Below are 20,160 nucleotides of genomic sequence, written 5' to 3'. Positions count from 1 at the left end.
GTCAAAGCTCGTCTTTGGCGCGGCCATACCAAGGCTCCCCGGCATCCGGGTCCTCGGCGCTCCAGGAGTCATCCAGGCGCCCGCGTTTTTTCCAGAAGTTATCGCTGACCAGCACAAACAGACTGCCCAGGCGCCTCAATTGGCTGACCAGCGCACTCGGAGAGGCCGCAGGCTGGGCGTTGAGCAATGTCGTCTCTGCGGCCGATAGCGCCGGCACATACTTGAGCAAGCTCCCACCCCGACAGGACAAATAAACAGCGTCGGCATTTGGCGAATTGCTCGACACCACCGACAGGTAGCTTCTCAAATCCTCACTGGAAGCAAAATTGGGCAGCAGCCGGGTATCGATCGTGTTCGCGCTGGTGGTGGACGGTATTGAATTGTAAAAGGCATGCACGGCTGCAATGGTGTAATTGCGCAATACGTTGTTCTGCGGCACATCAAACCCGGCATGGTCGACCCAGAACAACAGCTCAAGCGTGCTGTCGCCGAACCCGGGCCGATTTTCCACAGGATCAATCGCGACATACGCTGACAAACGCGGCGGTACCAATATCGCGCCCAGATACTGTTTACCCGCAAATGGCCCGATCAGCCGTTGTGCATAGCGCGCAGCGTCATCTGCATAGAAGTACAGAGGCCCGCAAAACGAATGAAAGTAGGGATCGTCACGGAAAGCATGCGGCGGCCTTTTCGGCCACCATTGCGCGTCGACACGCTGCTTGCGGCTCCAGACTTCACTGGTCACCCGAATTTCCAACGCCCCCATCGTCGCCATCCTGCGCACATAGTCCCGTACGCTGAGTGAGCCATTGCGCAGTTGCAAGGAGTCATGGCCCACTTGAGCCGCCCAATCAGTAACGGGTGCGGTCTTCGGCACGGTATACCGCAGCAATGCACCGTCTGCGCAAAGCAGGTACAGCGGTAAAACGCCTCCATTGCGCAGGGAAGTGATGAATACCAGCGCCTTGGTAACAGCCATGGGAGCAAAAAAGCTTCGCGCCATGTCATCGTCGGCCGGGGCAATTGTCTTAGTCGATCCACACAGGTAAAAACCGTCCAGCATATAGCCCTGAGGTAATTTTCCGTCCGTAAAAACCGAACGCAAATTGCCGTAGGCCTCTCTGACAAGCGGCAGCGTCGCCATGTAGAGTTCCCTGCCCATTGCCTTGAGTACGTAACCGACCGCAACGTGATCCTGAGGTTGCCAGCTACGCTGCACATGCCTTACGGCGTCCAAAGCACGCGTGAATAGAGGGCTGCACGCAGAGTCGGCAGCTACCGCAACGATAGCCAGAGGATCCGCTCGGTATTGATTCAAAGCAAAATTGGGTTTTAACGTCCTGGGGATTCCCCACAGCGTGTCGCCCTCCACTACCCGCAAGGCGCCAGCCTTGGCCACCACATTGACAAAATCCTGAGGCGACAGCGTGCCTGAGCGAATGTGTTGTTCGATCGCGTTGTCGGCCAAATCACCTTTAACGGGGTTCAGGGGTGCAAGCTGGCCCTTCAATAACGTCTCTTGCGCAGAGTTCGACAACTGGTAGCTGAGAATCGAGCCGCTCGGCCCCAATACGTATTCACATTTAATGTGCGCTTCTCGGCGTAACAGGTTTGCCAGTACATCGCTGGGCACCATGCTTTGGTACACAGCCTTTTGAGTCGTCGAAAGCAACAGTTGGACTTCCTGAACCGCCAAAGACCGGTAGCGCGCAACGATAGTGCTGCCACCCGGGTAGAGCCCCGCTGAAACAGTCGGATCAGGATAGATCCAGTCCAGCGTAATTCCACGAGGGGGCATGACCAGGGGTTCGGTCGCGACGTACAAGCCATTGACCAATTTAAGAATGACGCCCCCATAAGCGCGTTTGAATGCCCTGCCTACAGAAACCATGGCATGGCGAGCCGCGTCATCGGGCGAGGCAAATGCGGGGCTCAAGCTCCGAGGACTGATCGTCTGAAAACCGGCCCACGCCCCGCCAACATCTCCGGCCATGTCCCAGCACAGGCTCGTACGCAGCACCCGCAACTCCCCCTTCAGCGCCCACGCTCTGACAAAGTCCACAGGCATCGTTACACCGGAATCCAGCTGCGACCTCGCGTTTATCAACGACGTGTCCGCCTCACCACCGGCTTTCACGTCAATTGTGTAGGGCACGTACCGCAACAACGCACCATCAAGCATGGACAAATAAACCGGCAGGCTGAGCGCCCGATCACGCCGCGCTTCATACAGCGTTATGTACATCACCTCAGGCACGAGGAAATACAACGTCAGCCACTTGTTCGCTGCGCTCAACCCCTGTGGCGACCACTGCTGTGACCTGAACAGAGCATGTAACTCGTAACCCTCAGGTACCAGGAACCCGCCGCCGGTTTTTCGGGAAAACAAGCTTCCAAGCTTGAATAAATCATTTGAAAAAAACACGCCAACCGCTTCAGTGGCAACGTACTTCTCTTGGCGCTTGAAGATGAATGCAAAGTAAGCCTGCGCAGGAAGATTGCGGCCATGCACGCGCTGGTGCAAGTCACGGGCGGCCTCATCAGCACTGTCAAATACAGCGCCATAGCACACATAGTCGGGCGGGGAGAGTCTGGGTGCATATTCAAAGTTGGGCGTCCAGTCGCTGTAGACGACGCCACGAGGTCCCCATAAAGCGTTGCCCTGGATAATCTTGAAGTCTCCGGCGCCGGCCAGTCGGACGACCCAATCGGCCGGTTTGATGCCCCCATGCCCGGATCCACGGCCAAGTCGCCGACTCTCGACCGCGGCACTGATGTTCGCCAGCAGCAATTGCTCCTGCGGCGACTGATTCGGCGTGTACTCCAGCAAGCAGTCTTCGGCCCCGGACAGGTACGCTACGCGTTTGTCCAGGATGATCGAATGGATCTCTTCATCAGAGAAAACCTGCAGATTGATCAGTGCTTCATCCTGGGTCCAATTTCGTCGCCGCACCCATGCTGGATCAACCATCGACAGCGCCGTGTGGGAACCATAGCGCGCATGCAGCTCATAGGACTCCGGTGGAATCAACGGTCCTTGCCCGCCCACTGGAAAAAACAACGTGGACGCAAATGGATGATCAAGGGTCTGCAGTGGCTGCGTTATCACAAAAAAGCCGTCGGCTTTCTTGAGTACATACCCGCCGTAATAGAGGGCGCGCCGGTTGCCGATTTGTTCATGGGCATGCAGCGCCGCGTCGCGGGAGGACACAAATGCGCCGCTCAAGGCAATGGAAGGCGTCAGCGCCAGGAGCGCAGATTGCCGGTGTACTTGCCCGACATCACGCCACAACTCGCCCGCCTGAACCACCCACAACGCGGTGTCATTGATCACCCTGCGCACAAAGTTGCGCGGTGTCAGGGTGCCGTCTGCAAGCGCCGCCTGCGCCCCGTTATCGCTGATCACCCCCTCACTGTCGAACTTGAACAACGAAGTGGCAAGCGTGGCTGAAGGCACTTTGAGTTTGAGCAACGATTGGTCAGAAGCTTTCATGTAGAGGTCCAGGCCACGACCAGGATTCTGCAGCCCTGAAGTTCGTTGCCCCTGAAGGACAGCGGCCACTATCTGGGCAGGAGAGAAGAACGCACTGGCCAACCAGTTTTCTCTCGCGGCAACTTCGCCTGCCTCATACCAATCGCTGAAATAGAGAGCATCCAGGCGGTACCCGACGGGCAAGCGCGGCTGCCCATCCGGCCCGGCCGGAAACATCGCATCAAGCGAAAACAACGGTTCCTGTTTGGGCGAGGCAACCGTTGCTATGTAACGTTCTTGACTGAGGTGCTTGAGCACCATGCCGATTCGCGGTTCCGATGCGAAGGTGGTTGGCGAGGTCAGCGCGGCCGTCACTGCCAATGGCGCCTGGTCAAAGACGGCTGTGAACAAGGGCTGCTCAGTCACCGCAGTCGACGAAAAGGGTTCAAAAACCTTCCAGTCAGCGGGTATTCGACCTCTAGAGCCGCCCCAGAGAGCTGTGGGCACAATCAGACTCAGTGAGCCGAACGTTGAAATTTTCTTGATGAACTCATCAAAGCCGCCATACACCCCCACAGGGTTATTCGCTGGTTTTCCGGCCTGCACCCACAGGGCAAAACTGAATTCCGCAGGCGAGCCCGTGGGCGTGTGTCGGATCAGTGAACCATCTGGCCCGGACAGGTAGGAGGAAGGGAAGAAATCTCGATCATGCACATCCCGATAAAAGTCCGCACCGGACAGAAACCCCAGAAATGCCTTGGCCATGCGCTCATCAAAACTGCGGTTCTTCTGAAGAATCAGCGCGTGCTGTGCAGGGTGCGAATGGTAGGTCGCAACGCACGTGTACCCTGGCGGCTGGAGATAACGACCATCGGCACCGATCCCCACAACCGTGCGTAAATCAAACTGCATACCCTCGCCCGCCACCGGCTGGGTAGCGAAATACAGGCCTGCGGGGTCTCGCACAATAACCCCGCCGTATTCCACGGCTCGTCGTTGACCTATTTCCTGATGGGCCCAGTTCGCGGCATCCACCTCATGCACAAACCCAGGGCTTAAAGGCGGCAGTTGGGCAGCTCCCCGGTTTGAACTGGCAGCCCGCTCTTCACGTGACAATCTGATAGCCATGAAAACTCCTGAAAAAAAAAGCCTGGGCACGGCGCCCGGTTCTTTCATTCTCGGAGTGAAGAGCCACGCCCGACCGGTAGATAAATAATGGTCGCCCCGCAGCACCACAACTGCACATCGTCGTGCCCCGCCGCCGAAATCGGGCGCCACATTGGTGCAGTAAATCGGCACACAGGTTTATCGAGCCCTTGGCAATCAGGGTTGGATAAGTTCGGCACACCCCTTGCTATCACCTCTGCAACGTCCCTCATCTGCCACCCATAACAAAACATCGGTATCGGAGATCGCACCATGAAGCGTCGCAGCTTGATCAAGGCTTTCACTCTTTCGGCATCCATTGCCGCCATGGGCCTGACCTGGACCGTGCAGGCCGCCGAGACCATCAAGGTCGGCATCCTGCACTCGCTGTCCGGCACCATGGCCATCTCCGAAACGTCGCTTAAAGACATGGCGCTGATGACCATCGACGAGATCAACGCCAAGGGCGGGGTGAACGGCAAGATGCTCGAACCGGTGGTCGTCGACCCCGCGTCCAACTGGCCGCTGTTCGCTGAAAAAGGCCGCCAGTTGCTGACCCAGGACAAGGTCGCCGTGGTGTTCGGTTGCTGGACCTCGGTGTCGCGCAAATCCGTGCTGCCGGTGTTCGAAGAACTCAACGGCCTGCTGTTCTACCCGGTGCAGTACGAAGGTGAAGAAATGTCGCCAAACGTGTTCTACACCGGCGCCGCGCCGAACCAGCAAGCCATCCCTGCGGTGGAATACCTGATGAGCGAAGAAGGCGGCGGCGCCAAGCGCTTCTTCCTGCTGGGCACCGACTACGTGTACCCGCGCACCACCAACAAGATTCTGCGTTCGTTCCTGCACGCCAAAGGTGTGGCGGACAAAGACATCGAAGAGGTCTACACCCCGTTCGGCCACAGCGATTACCAGACCATCGTGGCCAACATCAAAAAATTCTCGGCCGGCGGCAAAACTGCGGTGATCTCCACCGTGAATGGCGACTCCAACGTGCCGTTCTACAAAGAGCTGGCCAACCAGGGCCTGAAAGCCACCGACGTCCCAGTGGTGGCGTTCTCCGTGGGTGAAGAAGAACTGCGCGGCATCGACACCAAGCCGTTGGTGGGCAACCTCGCCGCCTGGAACTACTTCCAGTCGGTGGAGAACCCGGTGAACAAGAAATTCGTCGCGGACTGGAAAGCCTACGCCAAGGCCCACAACCTGCCGGGTGCGGATAAAGCCGTGACCAACGACCCGATGGAAGCCACCTACGTGGGCATCCACATGTGGGCGCAGGCAGTTGAAAAAGCCAAGTCCACCGATGTCGACAAAGTGCGCGAAGCCATGGCCGGCCAGACCTTCGCCGCGCCGTCGGGCTTCACCCTGGAAATGGACAAGACCAACCACCACTTGCACAAGCCGGTGATGATCGGCGAGATCCAGTCTGACGGGCAGTTCTCGGTGGTATGGCAGACCGAAAAACCGATCCGCGCCCAACCGTGGAGCCCTTACATTCCGGGCAATGACAAGAAGCCGGATTACGCCGTCAAGAGCAACTAAGCCCTGTGGGAGCTGGCTTGCCTGCGATGCAGACGACCCGGTGTAGCTGATACACCGCCATCGCAGGCAAGCCAGCTCCCACATTAGTTTGAGCAAGGCCCAAAACTATGCCCACTGCCCTGTACCGCTTCATCCTCACGGCCCTGCTGTTGCTGCCTTTGGCCGCACACGCCAGCGACGCCGAAGACTTCCTTGCCGCCAACCCGATGCAACAAGCCAAACTGCTGCAGGACTGGGCTGCCCAGCCTGATCCGGCGCGCATCGAATTGGTGGACGCCCTGCAACAAGGCCAGCTCACGGTTAACGGTGAAAGCAAAACCGTGCGCCTGAACAACCGGTTGCGCGGCTTGATCGACAACGTGCAAGCCAGCCAGCAACTGCTCGCCGCCGACCCCAAAGTCCGGCTGGCGGCGGCGGTGACCCTGCAAAAAAGCGCACAACCGGCGCAGTTGAAATTCCTCGACCAGCAGCTCGCGGCCGAAACCAACGAGGACGTGCACACCGCCCTCGGTCTGGCGCTGGCCAATTTGCAACTGGTCGACCCCGACCCCGTGGTACGCCTGGCTGCCGTGCGTTTGCTCGGCGGCACCGGAGACCCGCTGGCCCGCACGCGCCTTGAAGCACTGCTGGCCCCCGGCGTTGAAACCGATGCCGCTGTGCACACTGCCGCCGAAACCAGCCTGGCCCAAGTCAAACGCAAATTGATGTTCGGCGAAATCCTCGGGCAGGCCTTCAGCGGCATGTCGCTGGGTTCAATCCTGCTGCTGGCGGCCCTTGGCCTGGCCATTACGTTCGGCCTGCTCGGCGTGATCAATATGGCCCACGGCGAGATGTTGATGCTCGGCGCTTACTCCACCTACGTGGTGCAATTGCTGATGCAGCGCTACGTGCCGGCAGCCATCGAGTTCTACCCGTTGATCGCGCTGCCCGTGGCGTTTTTCGTCACGGCAGCCATCGGTATGGCGCTGGAGCGTACGGTGATTCGCCACCTCTACGGCCGCCCGCTGGAAACCCTGCTCGCCACCTGGGGCATCAGCCTGATGCTGATCCAGCTGGTGCGCCTGGTGTTCGGTGCGCAGAACGTCGAAGTGTCCAACCCCGAATGGCTGTCCGGCGGCATTCAGGTGCTGCCGAATCTGGTGTTGCCGTACAACCGCATTGTGATCATCGCCTTTGCGCTGTGCGTGGTGGTGCTGACCTGGCTGTTGCTGAACAAAACCCGCCTGGGCCTCAACGTGCGCGCAGTGACCCAGAACCGCAACATGGCCGCCTGCTGCGGCGTGCCCACCGGGCGCGTGGACATGCTCGCCTTTGGCCTGGGTTCCGGCATCGCAGGTCTGGGTGGCGTGGCGCTGAGCCAGATCGGCAACGTCGGTCCGGACCTGGGCCAGAGCTACATCATCGACTCGTTCCTGGTGGTGGTGCTCGGCGGTGTCGGCCAGTTGGCCGGCAGCGTGACGGCGGCCTTCGGGCTGGGCATCGCCAACAAGATTCTCGAACCCCAGATCGGTGCCGTACTCGGCAAGATCCTGATCCTCGCGCTGATCATTCTGTTTATCCAGAAACGCCCGCAAGGACTCTTCGCACTGAAAGGACGGGTGATCGACTGATGAACCAACCATTGATGCTGACGGCCACGCAAAAGGCCGGCCCGAAAGTGACAATTGCAGTGGGCGCGGTGATCCTCGCGCTGCTGCTCGCCCTGCCGCTGCTGTCACTGTTGCCGGCGGACAACGCCTTGCATGTCTCGGCCTACACCTTGACGCTGGTGGGCAAGATTCTGTGCTACGCCATTGTCGCCCTCGCGCTGGACCTGGTGTGGGGCTATGCCGGCATGTTGTCGCTGGGCCACGGTTTGTTCTTTGCCCTGGGCGGCTATGCGATGGGCATGTACCTGATGCGCCAGGCCTCCGGCGACGAATTGCCGGCGTTCATGACCTTTCTGTCGTGGACCGAATTGCCCTGGTACTGGGCAGGCACCGACCACTTCCTCTGGGCCATGTGCCTGGTGGTGTTGGCACCGGGCTTGCTGGCGCTGGTGTTCGGCTTCTTCGCCTTCCGCTCGCGGATCAAGGGCGTGTATTTCTCGATCATGACCCAGGCCCTGACCTTTGCCGGCATGTTGCTGTTCTTTCGCAACGAGACCGGGTTTGGCGGCAATAACGGTTTCACCAACTTTCGCAGCATCCTGGGCTTCGGCATTACGGAGCCGGGCACCCGGGCCGTGCTGTTTTTTGTCACCGTGCTGTTGCTGGTCGCCAGCCTGTACACCGGCTGGCGCCTGGCGCAGAGCAAGTTTGGCCGGGTACTGACGGCCCTTCGCGATGCGGAAAACCGCCTGATGTTCTGCGGCTACGACCCGCGCGGTTTCAAGCTGTTCGTGTGGGTGTTGAGCGCAGTGCTGTGCGGTTTGGCAGGCGCGTTGTACGTGCCGCAGGTGGGCATCATCAACCCCAGCGAAATGTCGCCGACCAACTCGATTGAAGCCGCCGTGTGGGTGGCCCTGGGCGGGCGCGGCACCTTGATCGGCCCGCTGCTTGGCGCCGGCGTGGTCAATGGCATGAAGAGCTGGTTCACCGTGGCCTTCCCGGAATACTGGCTGTTCTTCCTCGGGGCGCTGTTCATCATCGTCACCCTGTACCTGCCCAAGGGCATCATCGGCCTGCTGAAGAAATGAGGAACGTCATGCTCGAACCTATTCTCGACGCGGGCAGCGGCCGCGACGCCATCGGCATTGGTCAGGCGGCCGGCAAGGGCCTGAACACGCGCCACGGCACCATCCTGACCCTGGAAGACATCAGCGTCAGCTTCGATGGTTTCAAGGCGCTCAACGACCTGAACCTCTACATTGGCGTTGGCGAGCTGCGCTGCATCATTGGCCCCAACGGCGCAGGCAAGACCACGTTGATGGACGTGATCACCGGCAAGACCCGCCCCAGCCACGGCAACGCCTGGTTCGGCGAAACCCTGGACCTGACCGGCATGAGCGAAGTGCAGATCGCCCAGGCCGGCATCGGTCGCAAGTTCCAGAAGCCCACGGTGTTCGAAGCCTTGAGCGTGTTTGAAAACCTGGAGCTGGCGCAGAAAACCGACAAATCGGTGTGGGCCAGCCTGCGCGCACGCTTGAGCGGCGAGCAGAAAGACCGCATCGCTGAAGTCCTCGACACCATTCGCCTGAGCACCTCGGCGCAACGCCCGGCCGGTTTGCTGTCCCACGGCCAGAAGCAGTTTCTGGAAATCGGCATGCTGTTGATGCAAGACCCGCAACTGTTGTTGCTGGACGAGCCGGTGGCCGGCATGACCGACGCCGAAACCGAATTCACCGCCGAGCTGTTCAAGCGCCTGGCGGGCAAGCATTCGCTGATGGTGGTGGAGCACGACATGGGCTTTGTCGGCTCGATTGCCGACCACGTGACCGTGTTGCACCAGGGCAGCGTGCTGGCCGAAGGGTCGCTGGAGCAAGTGCAGGAAAACGAGCGCGTGATCGAGGTGTACCTCGGTCGCTGAATGATCGTTCCCACGCTCCGCGTGGGAATGCAGCCCGGGACGCTCCGCGTCCCAAAGCGTGACGCAGAGCGTCACAAGAGGCATTCCCACGCAGAGCGTGGGAACGATCTATCCAGGAGAATTTGAACATGCTGCAAGTCGACAAGCTGCACCAGTACTACGGCGGTAGCCACATCCTGCGCGGGCTGAGCTTTGACGTGAAGATTGGCGAGGTCACCTGCCTGCTCGGCCGTAACGGCGTGGGCAAGACCACTCTGCTCAAGTGCCTGATGGGTTTGCTGCCGGCCAAAGAAGGCGCGGTGAACTGGGAAGGCAAGGCCATCACCGGGTTCAAGCCGCACCAGCGCGTGCACGCGGGCATTGCTTACGTGCCACAGGGCCGGGAGATTTTCGGGCGGTTGACCGTGGAGGAAAACCTGCTGATGGGCCTCTCGCGCTTCCCCGGCGCCGAAGCCAAAGAAGTGCCCGCGTTCATCTACGAGCTGTTCCCGGTGCTGCTGCAGATGAAACATCGGCGCGGCGGCGACCTGTCCGGCGGCCAGCAGCAACAGCTCGCCATCGGCCGTGCCCTGGCCAGCCGCCCGCGCCTGTTGATTCTGGATGAGCCCACCGAAGGGATCCAACCGTCGGTGATCAAGGAAATCGGTGCGGTGATCAAAAAACTCGCCGCACGCGGCGATATGGCGATTTTGCTGGTGGAACAGTTCTACGATTTTGCCGCCGAGCTGGCCGACCAGTACCTGGTGATGTCCCGCGGGGAAATCGTGCAGCAGGGCCGAGGTGAAAATATGGAAAGTGAGGGTGTGCGCGGGCTCGTTACGATTTAATCTGTGGCGTCCCGATCATAAGCAATCACCATGACCCTGCCCGTTCCTCCTGCCCTGTTTACCCCCAGCTGGCACGCCGAGCTGGAACTCGGCTACGCGCGTTTTGGCGACACCACACGCCCGGTGATGCGCCGTCACCTCGGCCCGCTGCGGGTGCAAAAACACCTGTACGCCGAAGGCCCCGAGGTGTGCCAGCACATCATCGTGCACCCGCCGGGCGGCATTGCCGGCGGCGATCGCCTGGACATCAGCGCCCACCTCGGCGCGGGCGCCTGGGCCCAGTTGACCAGCCCCGGCGCGGCCAAATGGTATCGCGCCAAGGGTCCGGCCTATCAGCACGTCGAGCTGACGGTGGAAGCCGGCGCCACGCTGGAATGGCTGCCCCAGGAAACCATTGTGTTCAGCGCCGCCCAGGCCGAGCTGACCACGCGCATTGAGTTGCAAGGCGACGCGCGGCTGTTCTACTGGGACGTGGTCGCCCTTGGTCGCCCGGCCAGCGGCGAGCGTTTCGACCTCGGCCACTTTCAATCGCATCTGGATATTCGCCGCGACGGCCAGTTGCTCTGGCACGAGCGCCAGCGCATTGTAGGCGCCGACGGTTTGCTCGACTCGCCGATCGGCCTGGACGGCCAGCCGGTATTCGCCACCTTGCTGCTGACGGCTGACATCGCCCCTGAATTGCTTGAACACTGCCGCGCCCTGCCCCACGCGGTGCGCGGCGACCTGAGCCAATTACCGGGTTTGCTGGTGGCCCGCTGCCTGGCCAGTGAAGCGTTGCATGCTCGGGCATGGCTGATTGATTTATGGCGCCTCTTACGCCCGGCCGTACTGGGCCGAGAAGCCGTTCCACCCCGTATCTGGAGCACATGAAGATCCAAAAGTGGAATCTGCTTCCTGTGGGAGCTGGCTTGCCTGCGATGGCATCACCTCGGTCAACCAGAGACACCGAGCCGCCTGCATCGCAGGCAAGCCAGCTCCCACACAAAGCGGCTGTCACATTGGATCTCTGTTGTTTTTAAGAATGCTGTCTATGAGAGACCTTGAACCATGGATTTGACCCCACGGGAAAAAGACAAACTGCTGATCTTCACCGCTGGCCTGGTCGCCGAGCGACGCCTGGCGCGGGGTGTGAAGCTCAATTACCCGGAAACCATCGCCTACATCTCCGCCGCGCTGATGGAAGGCGCCCGCGATGGCCGCACCGTGGCCGACCTGATGCACTTCGGCACCACCCTGCTCAGCCGTGAGCAGGTGATGGAAGGCATTCCGGAAATGATCCCGGACATCCAGGTGGAAGCCACTTTCCCCGACGGCACCAAGCTGGTCACCGTTCACCAGCCGATCGCGTGAGGCCCGGCCATGATTCGTGATGCAACCCAAAGCGACCTGCCGGCGATCCGCGACATTTACAACGACGCGGTGCTGAACACCACGGCAATCTGGAACGAACAGCCTGTGGATTTGGGCAACCGTCAGGCCTGGTTCAGCGCGCGCCATGCCCAGGGCTATCCGATTCTGGTGTCGGTGGAAAACGCTGAAGTCACCGGTTACGCCTCGTTTGGCGACTGGCGCCCGTTCGAAGGGTTCCGCTACAGCGTCGAGCACTCGGTGTACGTGCGTAACGACCAGCGCGGCAAGGGCCTCGGCCCGCGCCTGATGGAAGCCCTGATCGAACGCGCGCGCGGGTGCGGCAAGCATGTGATGGTCGCCGCCATCGAAAGCGGCAACCTGGCTTCGATTCGCCTGCATGAGCGCCAGGGTTTTATCACCACCGGGCAGATGCCGCAGGTGGGCATTAAATTCGGCCGCTGGCTGGACCTGACCTTCATGCAACTGACCTTGAACCCGGGCGCCGAACCGCCCAAGGAGTGAGATCGATGAGCGCCGCGCAACTGCGTCGAGTCAATGCTGAAAGTTTTGCCCACTACCGCCTGGGCTTGATTGAGCTGTTGCTGGACGCGGTAAAGCATGGTGCTTCGGTTGGCTTCATGGCCGACTTCGATGAAACCCAGGCGCGTGATTACCTGGGCGGCGTGCAAGCCAGTGTCGAAGACGCCAGCCTGTTGTTGTGGGTGGTAGTGCGTGACGAGCAAGTGATCGCCAGCGTGCAATTGGCGCTGTGCCAGAAAGCCAACGGCCGCAACCGTGCCGAGGTGCAAAAGCTGCTGGTGCACAGCAGCGCGCGGCGTCACGGCCTTGGCCAGCAATTGATGAACACCCTGGAACTCGCCGCGCGCCAGCACAAGCGCGGCCTGCTGTACCTGGACACCGAAGCGGGTTCAGGTGCCGAAGCCTTCTACCAGTCGCTGCGCTACATCAAAATCGGTGAGCTGCCCGACTATTGCCAAAGCCCGGACGGGCGCTACAGCCCGACCGCCATCTACTTCAAGACCCTGGGGCAACCTGCATGATTCCTGGTGAATATCAGATCCAGCCTGGCGACATCGAGCTAAACGCCGGGCGCCGCACCGTCACCCTGAGCGTGGCCAACCGTGGCGACCGGCCGATTCAGGTGGGTTCGCATTATCATTTTTTCGAGACCAATGACGCGCTGACGTTTGACCGCGCGGCGAGCCGGGGCATGCGCCTGAATATTCCGGCGGGCACGGCGGTGCGGTTTGAGCCGGGGCAGAGTCGGGAGGTGGAGTTGGTGGATTTGAGCGGGGGCAGGCGAGTATTTGGGTTTGCCGGCCGGATTATGGGCGACCTCGACTGATCGTTCCCACGCTCCGCGTGGGAATGCCACCCTGGACGCTCCGCGTCCCCTCTTAACGTCGTGACGCAGAGCGTCACCCGATGCATTTCCACGCAGAGCGTGGGAACGATCAAGGATAACGTGCGATGAAAATTTCCAAACAAGCCTACGCCGACATGTACGGCCCCACCGTCGGTGACAAGGTTCGCCTGGCCGACACCGAGCTGTTCGTCGAAGTCGAACAGGACTTCACGATCTACGGCGAAGAAGTGAAATTCGGCGGCGGCAAGGTCATTCGCGATGGCCAGGGCCAGAGCCAGTTGCTCGCCCATGAAGTGGTCGACACCCTGATCACCAACGCGTTGATCATCGACCACTGGGGCATCGTCAAAGCTGACGTGGGCCTTAAAAACGGACGCATCCACGCCATCGGCAAAGCCGGCAACCCGGACGTGCAGCCCGGGGTAACCATGGCCATCGGCGCCAGCACCGAAGTGATTGCCGGCGAGGGCATGATCCTCACCGCCGGCGGCATCGACACCCATGTGCATTTCATCTGCCCGCAGCAGATCGAAGAGGCGCTGACCAGTGGCGTCACCACCATGATCGGCGGCGGCACTGGCCCGGCGACCGGCACCAACGCCACCACCTGCACTTCCGGTCCATGGCACATGGCGCGCATGCTCCAGGCCAGCGACTCATTCCCGATGAACATCGGTTTTACCGGCAAAGGCAACGCCAGCTTGCCGGAGCCGTTGATCGAGCAGGTGAAAGCCGGCGCCATCGGTTTGAAGCTGCATGAAGACTGGGGCACCACGCCCGCCAGCATCGACAACTGCCTGAGCGTCGCCGATGAATACGACGTGCAGGTCGCCATCCACAGCGACACCCTCAACGAGTCCGGCTTCGTTGAGGCCACCCTCGCCGCCCTCAAGGGCCGCACCATTCACACCTATCACACCGAAGGTGCCGGTGGCGGCCACGCGCCGGACATCATCAAGGCGTGCGGCTTCCCGAATGTGCTGCCCAGCTCCACCAACCCGACGCGGCCGTTCACCCGCAACACCATCGACGAACACCTGGACATGCTCATGGTCTGCCACCACCTCGACCCGAGCATCGCCGAGGACGTGGCCTTCGCCGAAAGCCGCATCCGCCGCGAAACCATCGCCGCCGAAGACATCCTGCACGACCTCGGCGCGTTCTCGATGATCAGCTCCGACAGCCAGGCCATGGGCCGCGTCGGCGAGGTGATCACGCGCACCTGGCAGACCGCAGACAAAATGAAAAAACAGCGCGGCCCGCTGCCGGGTGATGGCCCCGGCAACGACAACTTCCGCGCCAAGCGCTATATCGCCAAGTACACCATCAACCCGGCAATTACCCACGGTGTGAGCCATATCGTAGGGTCCATCGAAGTGGGCAAATGGGCTGACCTGGTGCTGTGGCGCCCGGCGTTCTTCGGCATCAAGCCGACCCTGATTCTCAAGGGTGGCGCGATTGCTTCAAGCCTGATGGGCGACATCAACGGCTCCATCCCCACGCCGCAACCGGTGCACTACCGCCCGATGTTCGCCAGCTTCGGCAGCTCGCTGCACGCCACCAGCCTGACCTTTATCAGCCAGGCCGCCCAGGACGCCGGATTGCCCGAGGCCCTGGGCTTGAAGAAGCAGATCGCGGTCGTCAAGGGCTGCCGCGAAGTGCAGAAAACCGACTTGATCCACAACGACTACCTGCCAGACATCGAGGTCGACCCACAGACTTACCAGGTCAAGGCCGACGGAAAGTTGCTGTGGTGCGAGCCGGCGGATGTGCTGCCGATGGCCCAGCGGTATTTCCTGTTTTAAGGCAGTAGCCCTGGCGCCCACGGCGCCAAGGCTCTGCTGGGGAACCGGCGGATTATCGTACCCGTCAACGTCACCAGCAACTGGTTGTACACCTCACTCAGGGTTGCCAATTCGGCGGTGTACTGCTCCTGGCTCATCACCTGCCCTTGCGCCAGTTGTTCCGACGTTTTGCCCAACACCTGGCCCGCCGAAAGAATGGTGTCGCGCAACGCCTGCCGGTGCGGCGCGGACAGCACGCTGCCAGCCTGCCATTCCTCTTGCGCGACGATCAAGTCGGTCAGCGCACCAATTCTGCGTTCAGCGTCGCGAAAACGTTCGGCATAGGCGTCTCGGATATAGCTCTCCCAAAACGGCTGCTGCGCGACTTGCACGCTCAACAAATCCCCCTGTTCGAGGGCTTCGATGTGCCTGTAGGCGTTTTCAAGCTGCACCGGCGTGACATTAGGCTCGACAAACATCATGGTTCGGGACTGCCAAGGCAGGTCCAGCGCGGTCGCCAGCCCAGTGTGATAGGCAAGGTCGATCTCCACCTCATCAATGGTCGCCAGTGGCTCACCGGCCGCGTCATATTGAGTGATTATCAGGCCCTGCTCATCGTAGATCGGATACGGCATACCCGCGTCCTTGAGCTCACGCATCCTGGCCTTCGCAATTTTGCCCAACTCATCCAGGCGCGACTTGCCGATTGCCAAGCCAAGCAATGTTTGCGTGCGCAACGGTTCATCAAGAATGCCGCGAGCTTCTTGCACCAGCACCTCGACCCCCATCGCATTGAACAACTGCGCCCCAGCATCCACGCAGGTGGTGGGCGCCAGCGCCATCAGGAACAGGTGCTCGCGCAAATCCGTGTCGGCCGCCATCGCCTCCAGCATTCGCCACACCTTGGCCGTCAGTTGCTCCTTGTAGTTCGGCTCCAGGGTATCGGAGGACGTGCTCAGTTTTTGCAGTTCGTTAAAAAAGGGCTCGGCGCCTTCGGCCTCTTCAACCGCATTCCAGACAGGCAGTTTTTCCAGCCACTGCTCCGGCGTCAGACCCGCCATCCAATGCCCACTGCCCTGTAACCGACGCGGCGGGAAGACACGCCCGGGATCCAGCCCGATAGACTCCATATACAGCTTGAGTTTTGCAGACACCTCGGGCGATACCTGATCATGGCTGACCGCCGTCCTGGCAAGTGTCTCGGCCCGCTCGGAACCCGGCGCCACCTCTGGAATCTGACTGAGCGGGTTGTACGACAGGTCGAGTACGAACTCCCGCGACCGATGCATGGCAAACAGGCCCGTGGGCCACTGGCTCAGTTCGCAACTGGCTAACATCAAAAATTTCAAGCGCCCCATGCGGCTGATATCGAGCGGCATGCCAAGTGGGTTACCGTCCAGAGACAGCATTTCCATCGCCCGCTTAGTGCGCAGGCTGGCGACCGATTCGGTGGTCAGCACAATCTCATTGTCCTCCAGGGCCAAGTGTTCGAGGAACGGCAGCTCGTCCACGACCGGCGGCAAACGCGTAAGCGCGTTGTTCGAGAGATCCAGCGCACGCAGCTTGCGGAAGGTCGATAAAAACTCCGTACCGGCCTCAGTCAATGCGCAGTCAATAAGCCGTATGCTCGTGACATGATTGAAATTGCCCGGCAGCACCGGCAGTGTCGCCAGCTCAGGGCCAAACTCTTCACCGGAGAGTTCAATACATTGCCCGCGATAAGCCCCCCTGACATCGTAATCCCAGTGCGGGCTGCTGTTACGCCACGCCGCCTTGATCGCACTGGAAATCCGGCGTCGCGTGCGCAAGGAAGCGTTATCTCGGTTGGCCCAACGCCATTCCGTCAGTACATCACCGAGTCGTTTGTAATCCACTTCCAATGCAAATAGCCACGCGGTGTTTTCCAGGTCTTTTCCTTGCAGGTAGTCAACCAGCGCCGCATCGCTCATCGCCGGAAACAACTCACGCACCCGACTTTCTATGGTGACTGGGCTGGTGCCTACGCCACGCCCGGTCAACGGGTAACCCAACTTGCCGGCAACCCGCACTGGTGTGTGGAAAAACGAGCGCGTCGGCGTCTGCATATTCAACACCGCCCGCAGCGACTCGCGGGACAGGGCATTGGCGATGATTTTTTGCTTGAGCTGGGCCCCCTGCCCGACATGGGGTAACCCCAGGGCGCGGCGGTGCCGGTCGGGCAAGGCGTGCTGGAGGGAGGCGTACAGGTCGTCGACACCATGCAGGTGCTGATCGCGCTCATCACGCGCCTCGTAACGGCCGTCACCCACGCGCACCAGCACCTTGCGTTCAGCGGCGTCGGGGTTGCCATAGCTGGCACGCAGCGCGCCCTGCAGGTCACCCTCGCGTACCTCCAGGCGAAGACTGTCGCTCCAGCCCGGCAGCCGGTGAAGCGTATTGAGCACCAGCGCCTCGGTGTCCTGATTGACCAGTGCGTCCAGGTACAGTCCTTCGTAGGCATGGGCCAATCGCGCCTGCTGTTGCAGCTGGCGCGCACGCTGGGCAACGTCCAACGGCAGGCGGGTGGCATGGTCCAGGGCCGTTCGCTGTGCGGGCGGCAACCTGTCCAGCATCTCCCGTACCATCAGCGTGGGCAGGTGTTTGAAGTCACGCTGCACCAGCGCTTCTGCCGCGTCGGTCGCAGGTTGCTGGTCGGCATAGAGGCTGCGCATCAGGCGTGCGCGCATTCGGCTTGCCTGGTCTTGCAGGCGGCTTTTCATCGCGTCGATACGTGCCGTGCGGTCACGCGCGGTATAGCGCCCCACCAGCCGATCCATTTGCTGCTCGTCGAAAAAATCCGTGATCCGTTCCGGCAACTTCCCGCCCATCAATTCTGCCCGATGGATTTTCAAGGTTCGCCCGGCAAGCGCGTCGACGTCACCGTATTTCACCGACGGCCCGCCGAGGTCAGCGCCCGCAAACGCCTCGATCGCATAACCAGCCGGCCAGCCCGGCAGCTCGACGGCCACGCTCGCCGCGTAACCGCACAAAACGTCCGGCAGGCCCCCGGCGCCAATGCCCGCGGCAACCTGAACCGCGCTGGCATAGGCGCGGAACTGGCGTACGGTATCGAGCAGAATCGCGGGCACGGGTGTGTGCTCTGCATGCAACCGGCGCAACGCGTCTTCATCGACTCCGCTGACATGGCGGATCTGCTCCAGCTCGGCATCACTGAAACCGCGCACCACCGGCCCCAACCGCCGCATCAGGCGCGCGCCTTGCCATGTCTGGGGCTGCTCCAGTTCGTGGCTCCAGGCTCCCTGACCATTGTGGGAAAGCCTGGGCTCGTAAGCACCTTCGCGGGATGGGTGACGTATGCGGTACTCACCTTTGGCCGGGTCCCGGACCACCCGATACATCCCGTCTTCAATGCCGAGCAATGCGTGCCCATTGTCGGTGTACAACCCGAGCGCATCGGGAAGGGCATCAACCGGCAGCGCAATGGGTACTCGATAGGCCTCAAGGTCGCCTCGCCACAGCTTCTGCTTGCCGTCGGCCAGGGTCACCGGCTGCAAACCGTCCACCAGACTCGACAGCCGGACCTGCGGCAACACCTTGGCCGCAGTGCCGGCCGCCGCGACATTCAACGCGATGCTGGCCAGGTGCGCCCACATTTCCTGCACCTCACCGTGCTCGAACGCTTCGATGCCGTCGAACACTTCGCCGCATAGTTGTGCGGCCCCCACCAGCAACATAAGCGGCCCCACGCCGGGCACCACGAATGCGGCCAGGTTAAACACATCCACCACCGCATCGTAAAAACCCAACAGCCGGGCCAGACGTGCTACGCGATCCTCATCGCCGGTGGGTACGGCCACTGCCCGCGCATCGGCGAAAATCTTGCGGGTCCGGGCCTGGCGCAGTTGGATCCAGGGGGTTGCACCGATTGCCTGTTCGCCCATGGGCAACCTGGGTGGGTGGGCCTGCAATGGGTAATCGCCATTCAAGCCGTCGAGTCGATACAACGTCTTGAAGCGATGAAAGAAGGTGCCTTGCTCGCGCAGGGGGATAAAGCGGCTGAAATACTCGCGATAAGACGCGCTGTGCAAGCGTGCTCGCAGGTCGGCCATGAACGCACCGCTGCTCGCGTATTCCTTGAGGGGGTGTAGCGGGTCATCGGGCAGGTAGACCACCAGACGCTCGGTCCTGCCACTGCCTTTACGTGCCGCCCCAATGAGCAAAGGCCCCACCAGTACCGAGTCGAAAACCACCAATGCAGAAAGCGTGACGGGCCGGCCATCGAGCGTGGCGGTTGCAGGATCAACCAGCAATTGCTCAAGCATGCGGCGAGCACTGGCGCTCACCGTCTGCTGCATCGCGGCGATTTGCAGGCTTAGCGTCAGTTGCTCGCGGTGATGCTGTTCAAGGGATTGTTCCAGGGCGGTACGCCGGACGCGGTCATCAGGTAGCAGCTGTGCCTGGATATGCGCCTGGTACTGCGCCCCCAGGTCGAGCTGGCGGCACAGACGCGCAAACTCATGGGCGGGGATGGCAATGGCGTGATCCTGCAGCACCGAGAACGAGGGAATGGCCTCATCGGTGTAGGAGCCCCAGGTGGTTATGATCTGGCAATCGGCGCATGGCAGAGCGCGTTCTTCACTGGGTTCAAAATTGGCCAGGGCCGTTTCCAGCAATGAGGTTCCCAGGTAGCGAGCCTGCAGTGAGGCGTCGCGGGTGGCGTCAATGTCCAGGAAAGCTGACACGCCACTGCGGTCTTGGGGTGCGTATTTGCGCGCGAAGTACACACTGCGCACATCCAGGTCCAGGTTGAACTGTTGCCGGATCGCTGCCTTGAGCAGCGGTTCGGCGAATGCCGCAATGTCTTCGATACGGCCCAGACTCTGGTCGACGGCATTCAAGCTTTCGCGATAACGGGCATGGCCCAGGCCCAATGTGGCTCTCGTGGCCGGCGTGGCCTCCCCGAACCAGTGCGGCAATTGCAGGGTATGGCTGCCCAGCTCCTCGCGGCGCCGGGCGTTGGCCTGGGTAAACCAGTCCGGGACTTTCGCCTTGATAAAGTCGTAGTGAGTGCCAAGCGGGGCACCATTGATCAGGGTAGGCATCGCATCACATCCGTCAGGATTCAAAGCCCACGAGCCTAACCAATGGCTGCGCCGCTAAAGCCTA

General features: G+C 61.1%; 13 protein-coding genes. 11 read left to right on the top strand and 2 right to left on the bottom strand.

Annotated features, from left to right (window positions below):
* Nucleotide 1: 1 nt before the first annotated feature.
* Complete coding sequence (locus ATI14_RS10145; RefSeq protein WP_016972541.1) at nt 2–4,603, bottom strand: DUF4329 domain-containing protein; 4,602 nt, start codon at nt 4,601–4,603, stop codon at nt 2–4.
* A 291-nt stretch (nt 4,604–4,894) separates the two neighbouring features.
* Between ATI14_RS10145 and urtA the strand changes: the two genes are divergently transcribed.
* From urtA to ureC, 11 genes are all read left to right on the top strand, one after another.
* Nucleotides 4,895–6,160 carry an urea ABC transporter substrate-binding protein gene (gene urtA, locus ATI14_RS10140; RefSeq protein ID WP_016972542.1) on the top strand — a complete coding sequence of 422 codons (1,266 nt, stop codon included), beginning with the start codon at nt 4,895–4,897 and terminating at the stop codon, nt 6,158–6,160.
* A 107-nt stretch (nt 6,161–6,267) separates the two neighbouring features.
* Nucleotides 6,268–7,770, top strand: a complete 1,503-nt coding sequence (urtB, locus tag ATI14_RS10135) for an urea ABC transporter permease subunit UrtB (RefSeq protein WP_016972543.1) — start codon at nt 6,268–6,270, stop codon at nt 7,768–7,770.
* Nucleotides 7,770–8,837: an urea ABC transporter permease subunit UrtC gene (gene urtC / locus ATI14_RS10130; protein WP_080520630.1), complete on the top strand. Its 1,068-nt coding sequence runs from the start codon at nt 7,770–7,772 to the stop codon at nt 8,835–8,837. Before urtB ends, urtC begins: the two co-directional genes overlap by 1 nt.
* Nucleotides 8,838–8,845: 8 nt before the next feature.
* Complete coding sequence (gene urtD, locus ATI14_RS10125) at nt 8,846–9,667, top strand: urea ABC transporter ATP-binding protein UrtD (protein WP_020372600.1); 822 nt, start codon at nt 8,846–8,848, stop codon at nt 9,665–9,667.
* A gap of 128 nt (nt 9,668–9,795) precedes the next feature.
* Nucleotides 9,796–10,494 (top strand): urea ABC transporter ATP-binding subunit UrtE, encoded by a 699-nt coding sequence (gene urtE / locus ATI14_RS10120; RefSeq protein WP_016972546.1) that lies wholly within the window; start codon nt 9,796–9,798, stop codon nt 10,492–10,494.
* Nucleotides 10,495–10,524: 30 nt separating this feature from the next.
* The gene (locus ATI14_RS10115; protein ID WP_016972547.1) at nt 10,525–11,364 is read left to right on the top strand and encodes an urease accessory protein UreD; all 840 of its coding nucleotides are present in this window, start codon (nt 10,525–10,527) and stop codon (nt 11,362–11,364) included.
* Between the two features lie 177 nt (nt 11,365–11,541).
* Nucleotides 11,542–11,844: an urease subunit gamma gene (locus ATI14_RS10105; protein WP_010213535.1), complete on the top strand. Its 303-nt coding sequence runs from the start codon at nt 11,542–11,544 to the stop codon at nt 11,842–11,844.
* A 9-nt stretch (nt 11,845–11,853) separates the two neighbouring features.
* A complete protein-coding gene (locus tag ATI14_RS10100) occupies nt 11,854–12,366 on the top strand; it encodes a GNAT family N-acetyltransferase (protein ID WP_016972548.1) in 513 nt (170 codons plus the stop codon).
* A 5-nt stretch (nt 12,367–12,371) separates the two neighbouring features.
* Nucleotides 12,372–12,905, top strand: a complete 534-nt coding sequence (locus tag ATI14_RS10095) for a GNAT family N-acetyltransferase (RefSeq protein ID WP_016972549.1) — start codon at nt 12,372–12,374, stop codon at nt 12,903–12,905.
* The gene (locus ATI14_RS10090; protein ID WP_016972550.1) at nt 12,902–13,210 is read left to right on the top strand and encodes an urease subunit beta; all 309 of its coding nucleotides are present in this window, start codon (nt 12,902–12,904) and stop codon (nt 13,208–13,210) included. The genes ATI14_RS10095 and ATI14_RS10090 overlap by 4 nt, the downstream gene beginning before the upstream one ends.
* A 125-nt stretch (nt 13,211–13,335) precedes the next feature.
* Nucleotides 13,336–15,036, top strand: coding sequence for an urease subunit alpha (gene ureC / locus ATI14_RS10085; protein ID WP_016972551.1), 1,701 nt, complete (start codon nt 13,336–13,338; stop codon nt 15,034–15,036).
* Here ureC and ATI14_RS10080 read toward each other — a convergent pair.
* Entirely contained in the window at nt 15,033–20,096 is a 5,064-nt protein-coding gene (locus ATI14_RS10080) for a dermonecrotic toxin domain-containing protein (protein ID WP_016972552.1), read from the bottom strand. The genes ureC and ATI14_RS10080 overlap by 4 nt on opposite strands.
* Nucleotides 20,097–20,160: the final 64 nt, after the last annotated feature.

Origin of the sequence: Pseudomonas tolaasii NCPPB 2192, from assembly GCF_002813445.1 — a bacterium.
In the GTDB taxonomy this organism is placed as follows: Bacteria; Pseudomonadota; Gammaproteobacteria; order Pseudomonadales; family Pseudomonadaceae; genus Aquipseudomonas; species Aquipseudomonas tolaasii.
This window is presented reverse-complemented; position numbering and strand designations above follow the sequence as displayed.

What these genes read in the sequence shown, in the direction of transcription:
- ATI14_RS10145 (WP_016972541.1), bottom strand. Translation starts at nt 4,603, where the DNA reads ATGGCTATCAGATTGTCACGTGAAGAGCGGGCTGCCAGTTCAAACCGG.
- urtA (WP_016972542.1), top strand. Translation starts at nt 4,895, where the DNA reads ATGAAGCGTCGCAGCTTGATCAAGGCTTTCACTCTTTCGGCATCCATT.
- urtB (WP_016972543.1), top strand. Translation starts at nt 6,268, where the DNA reads ATGCCCACTGCCCTGTACCGCTTCATCCTCACGGCCCTGCTGTTGCTG.
- urtC (WP_080520630.1), top strand. Translation starts at nt 7,770, where the DNA reads ATGAACCAACCATTGATGCTGACGGCCACGCAAAAGGCCGGCCCGAAA.
- urtD (WP_020372600.1), top strand. Translation starts at nt 8,846, where the DNA reads ATGCTCGAACCTATTCTCGACGCGGGCAGCGGCCGCGACGCCATCGGC.
- urtE (WP_016972546.1), top strand. Translation starts at nt 9,796, where the DNA reads ATGCTGCAAGTCGACAAGCTGCACCAGTACTACGGCGGTAGCCACATC.
- ATI14_RS10115 (WP_016972547.1), top strand. Translation starts at nt 10,525, where the DNA reads ATGACCCTGCCCGTTCCTCCTGCCCTGTTTACCCCCAGCTGGCACGCC.
- ATI14_RS10105 (WP_010213535.1), top strand. Translation starts at nt 11,542, where the DNA reads ATGGATTTGACCCCACGGGAAAAAGACAAACTGCTGATCTTCACCGCT.
- ATI14_RS10100 (WP_016972548.1), top strand. Translation starts at nt 11,854, where the DNA reads ATGATTCGTGATGCAACCCAAAGCGACCTGCCGGCGATCCGCGACATT.
- ATI14_RS10095 (WP_016972549.1), top strand. Translation starts at nt 12,372, where the DNA reads ATGAGCGCCGCGCAACTGCGTCGAGTCAATGCTGAAAGTTTTGCCCAC.
- ATI14_RS10090 (WP_016972550.1), top strand. Translation starts at nt 12,902, where the DNA reads ATGATTCCTGGTGAATATCAGATCCAGCCTGGCGACATCGAGCTAAAC.
- ureC (WP_016972551.1), top strand. Translation starts at nt 13,336, where the DNA reads ATGAAAATTTCCAAACAAGCCTACGCCGACATGTACGGCCCCACCGTC.
- ATI14_RS10080 (WP_016972552.1), bottom strand. Translation starts at nt 20,096, where the DNA reads ATGCCTACCCTGATCAATGGTGCCCCGCTTGGCACTCACTACGACTTT.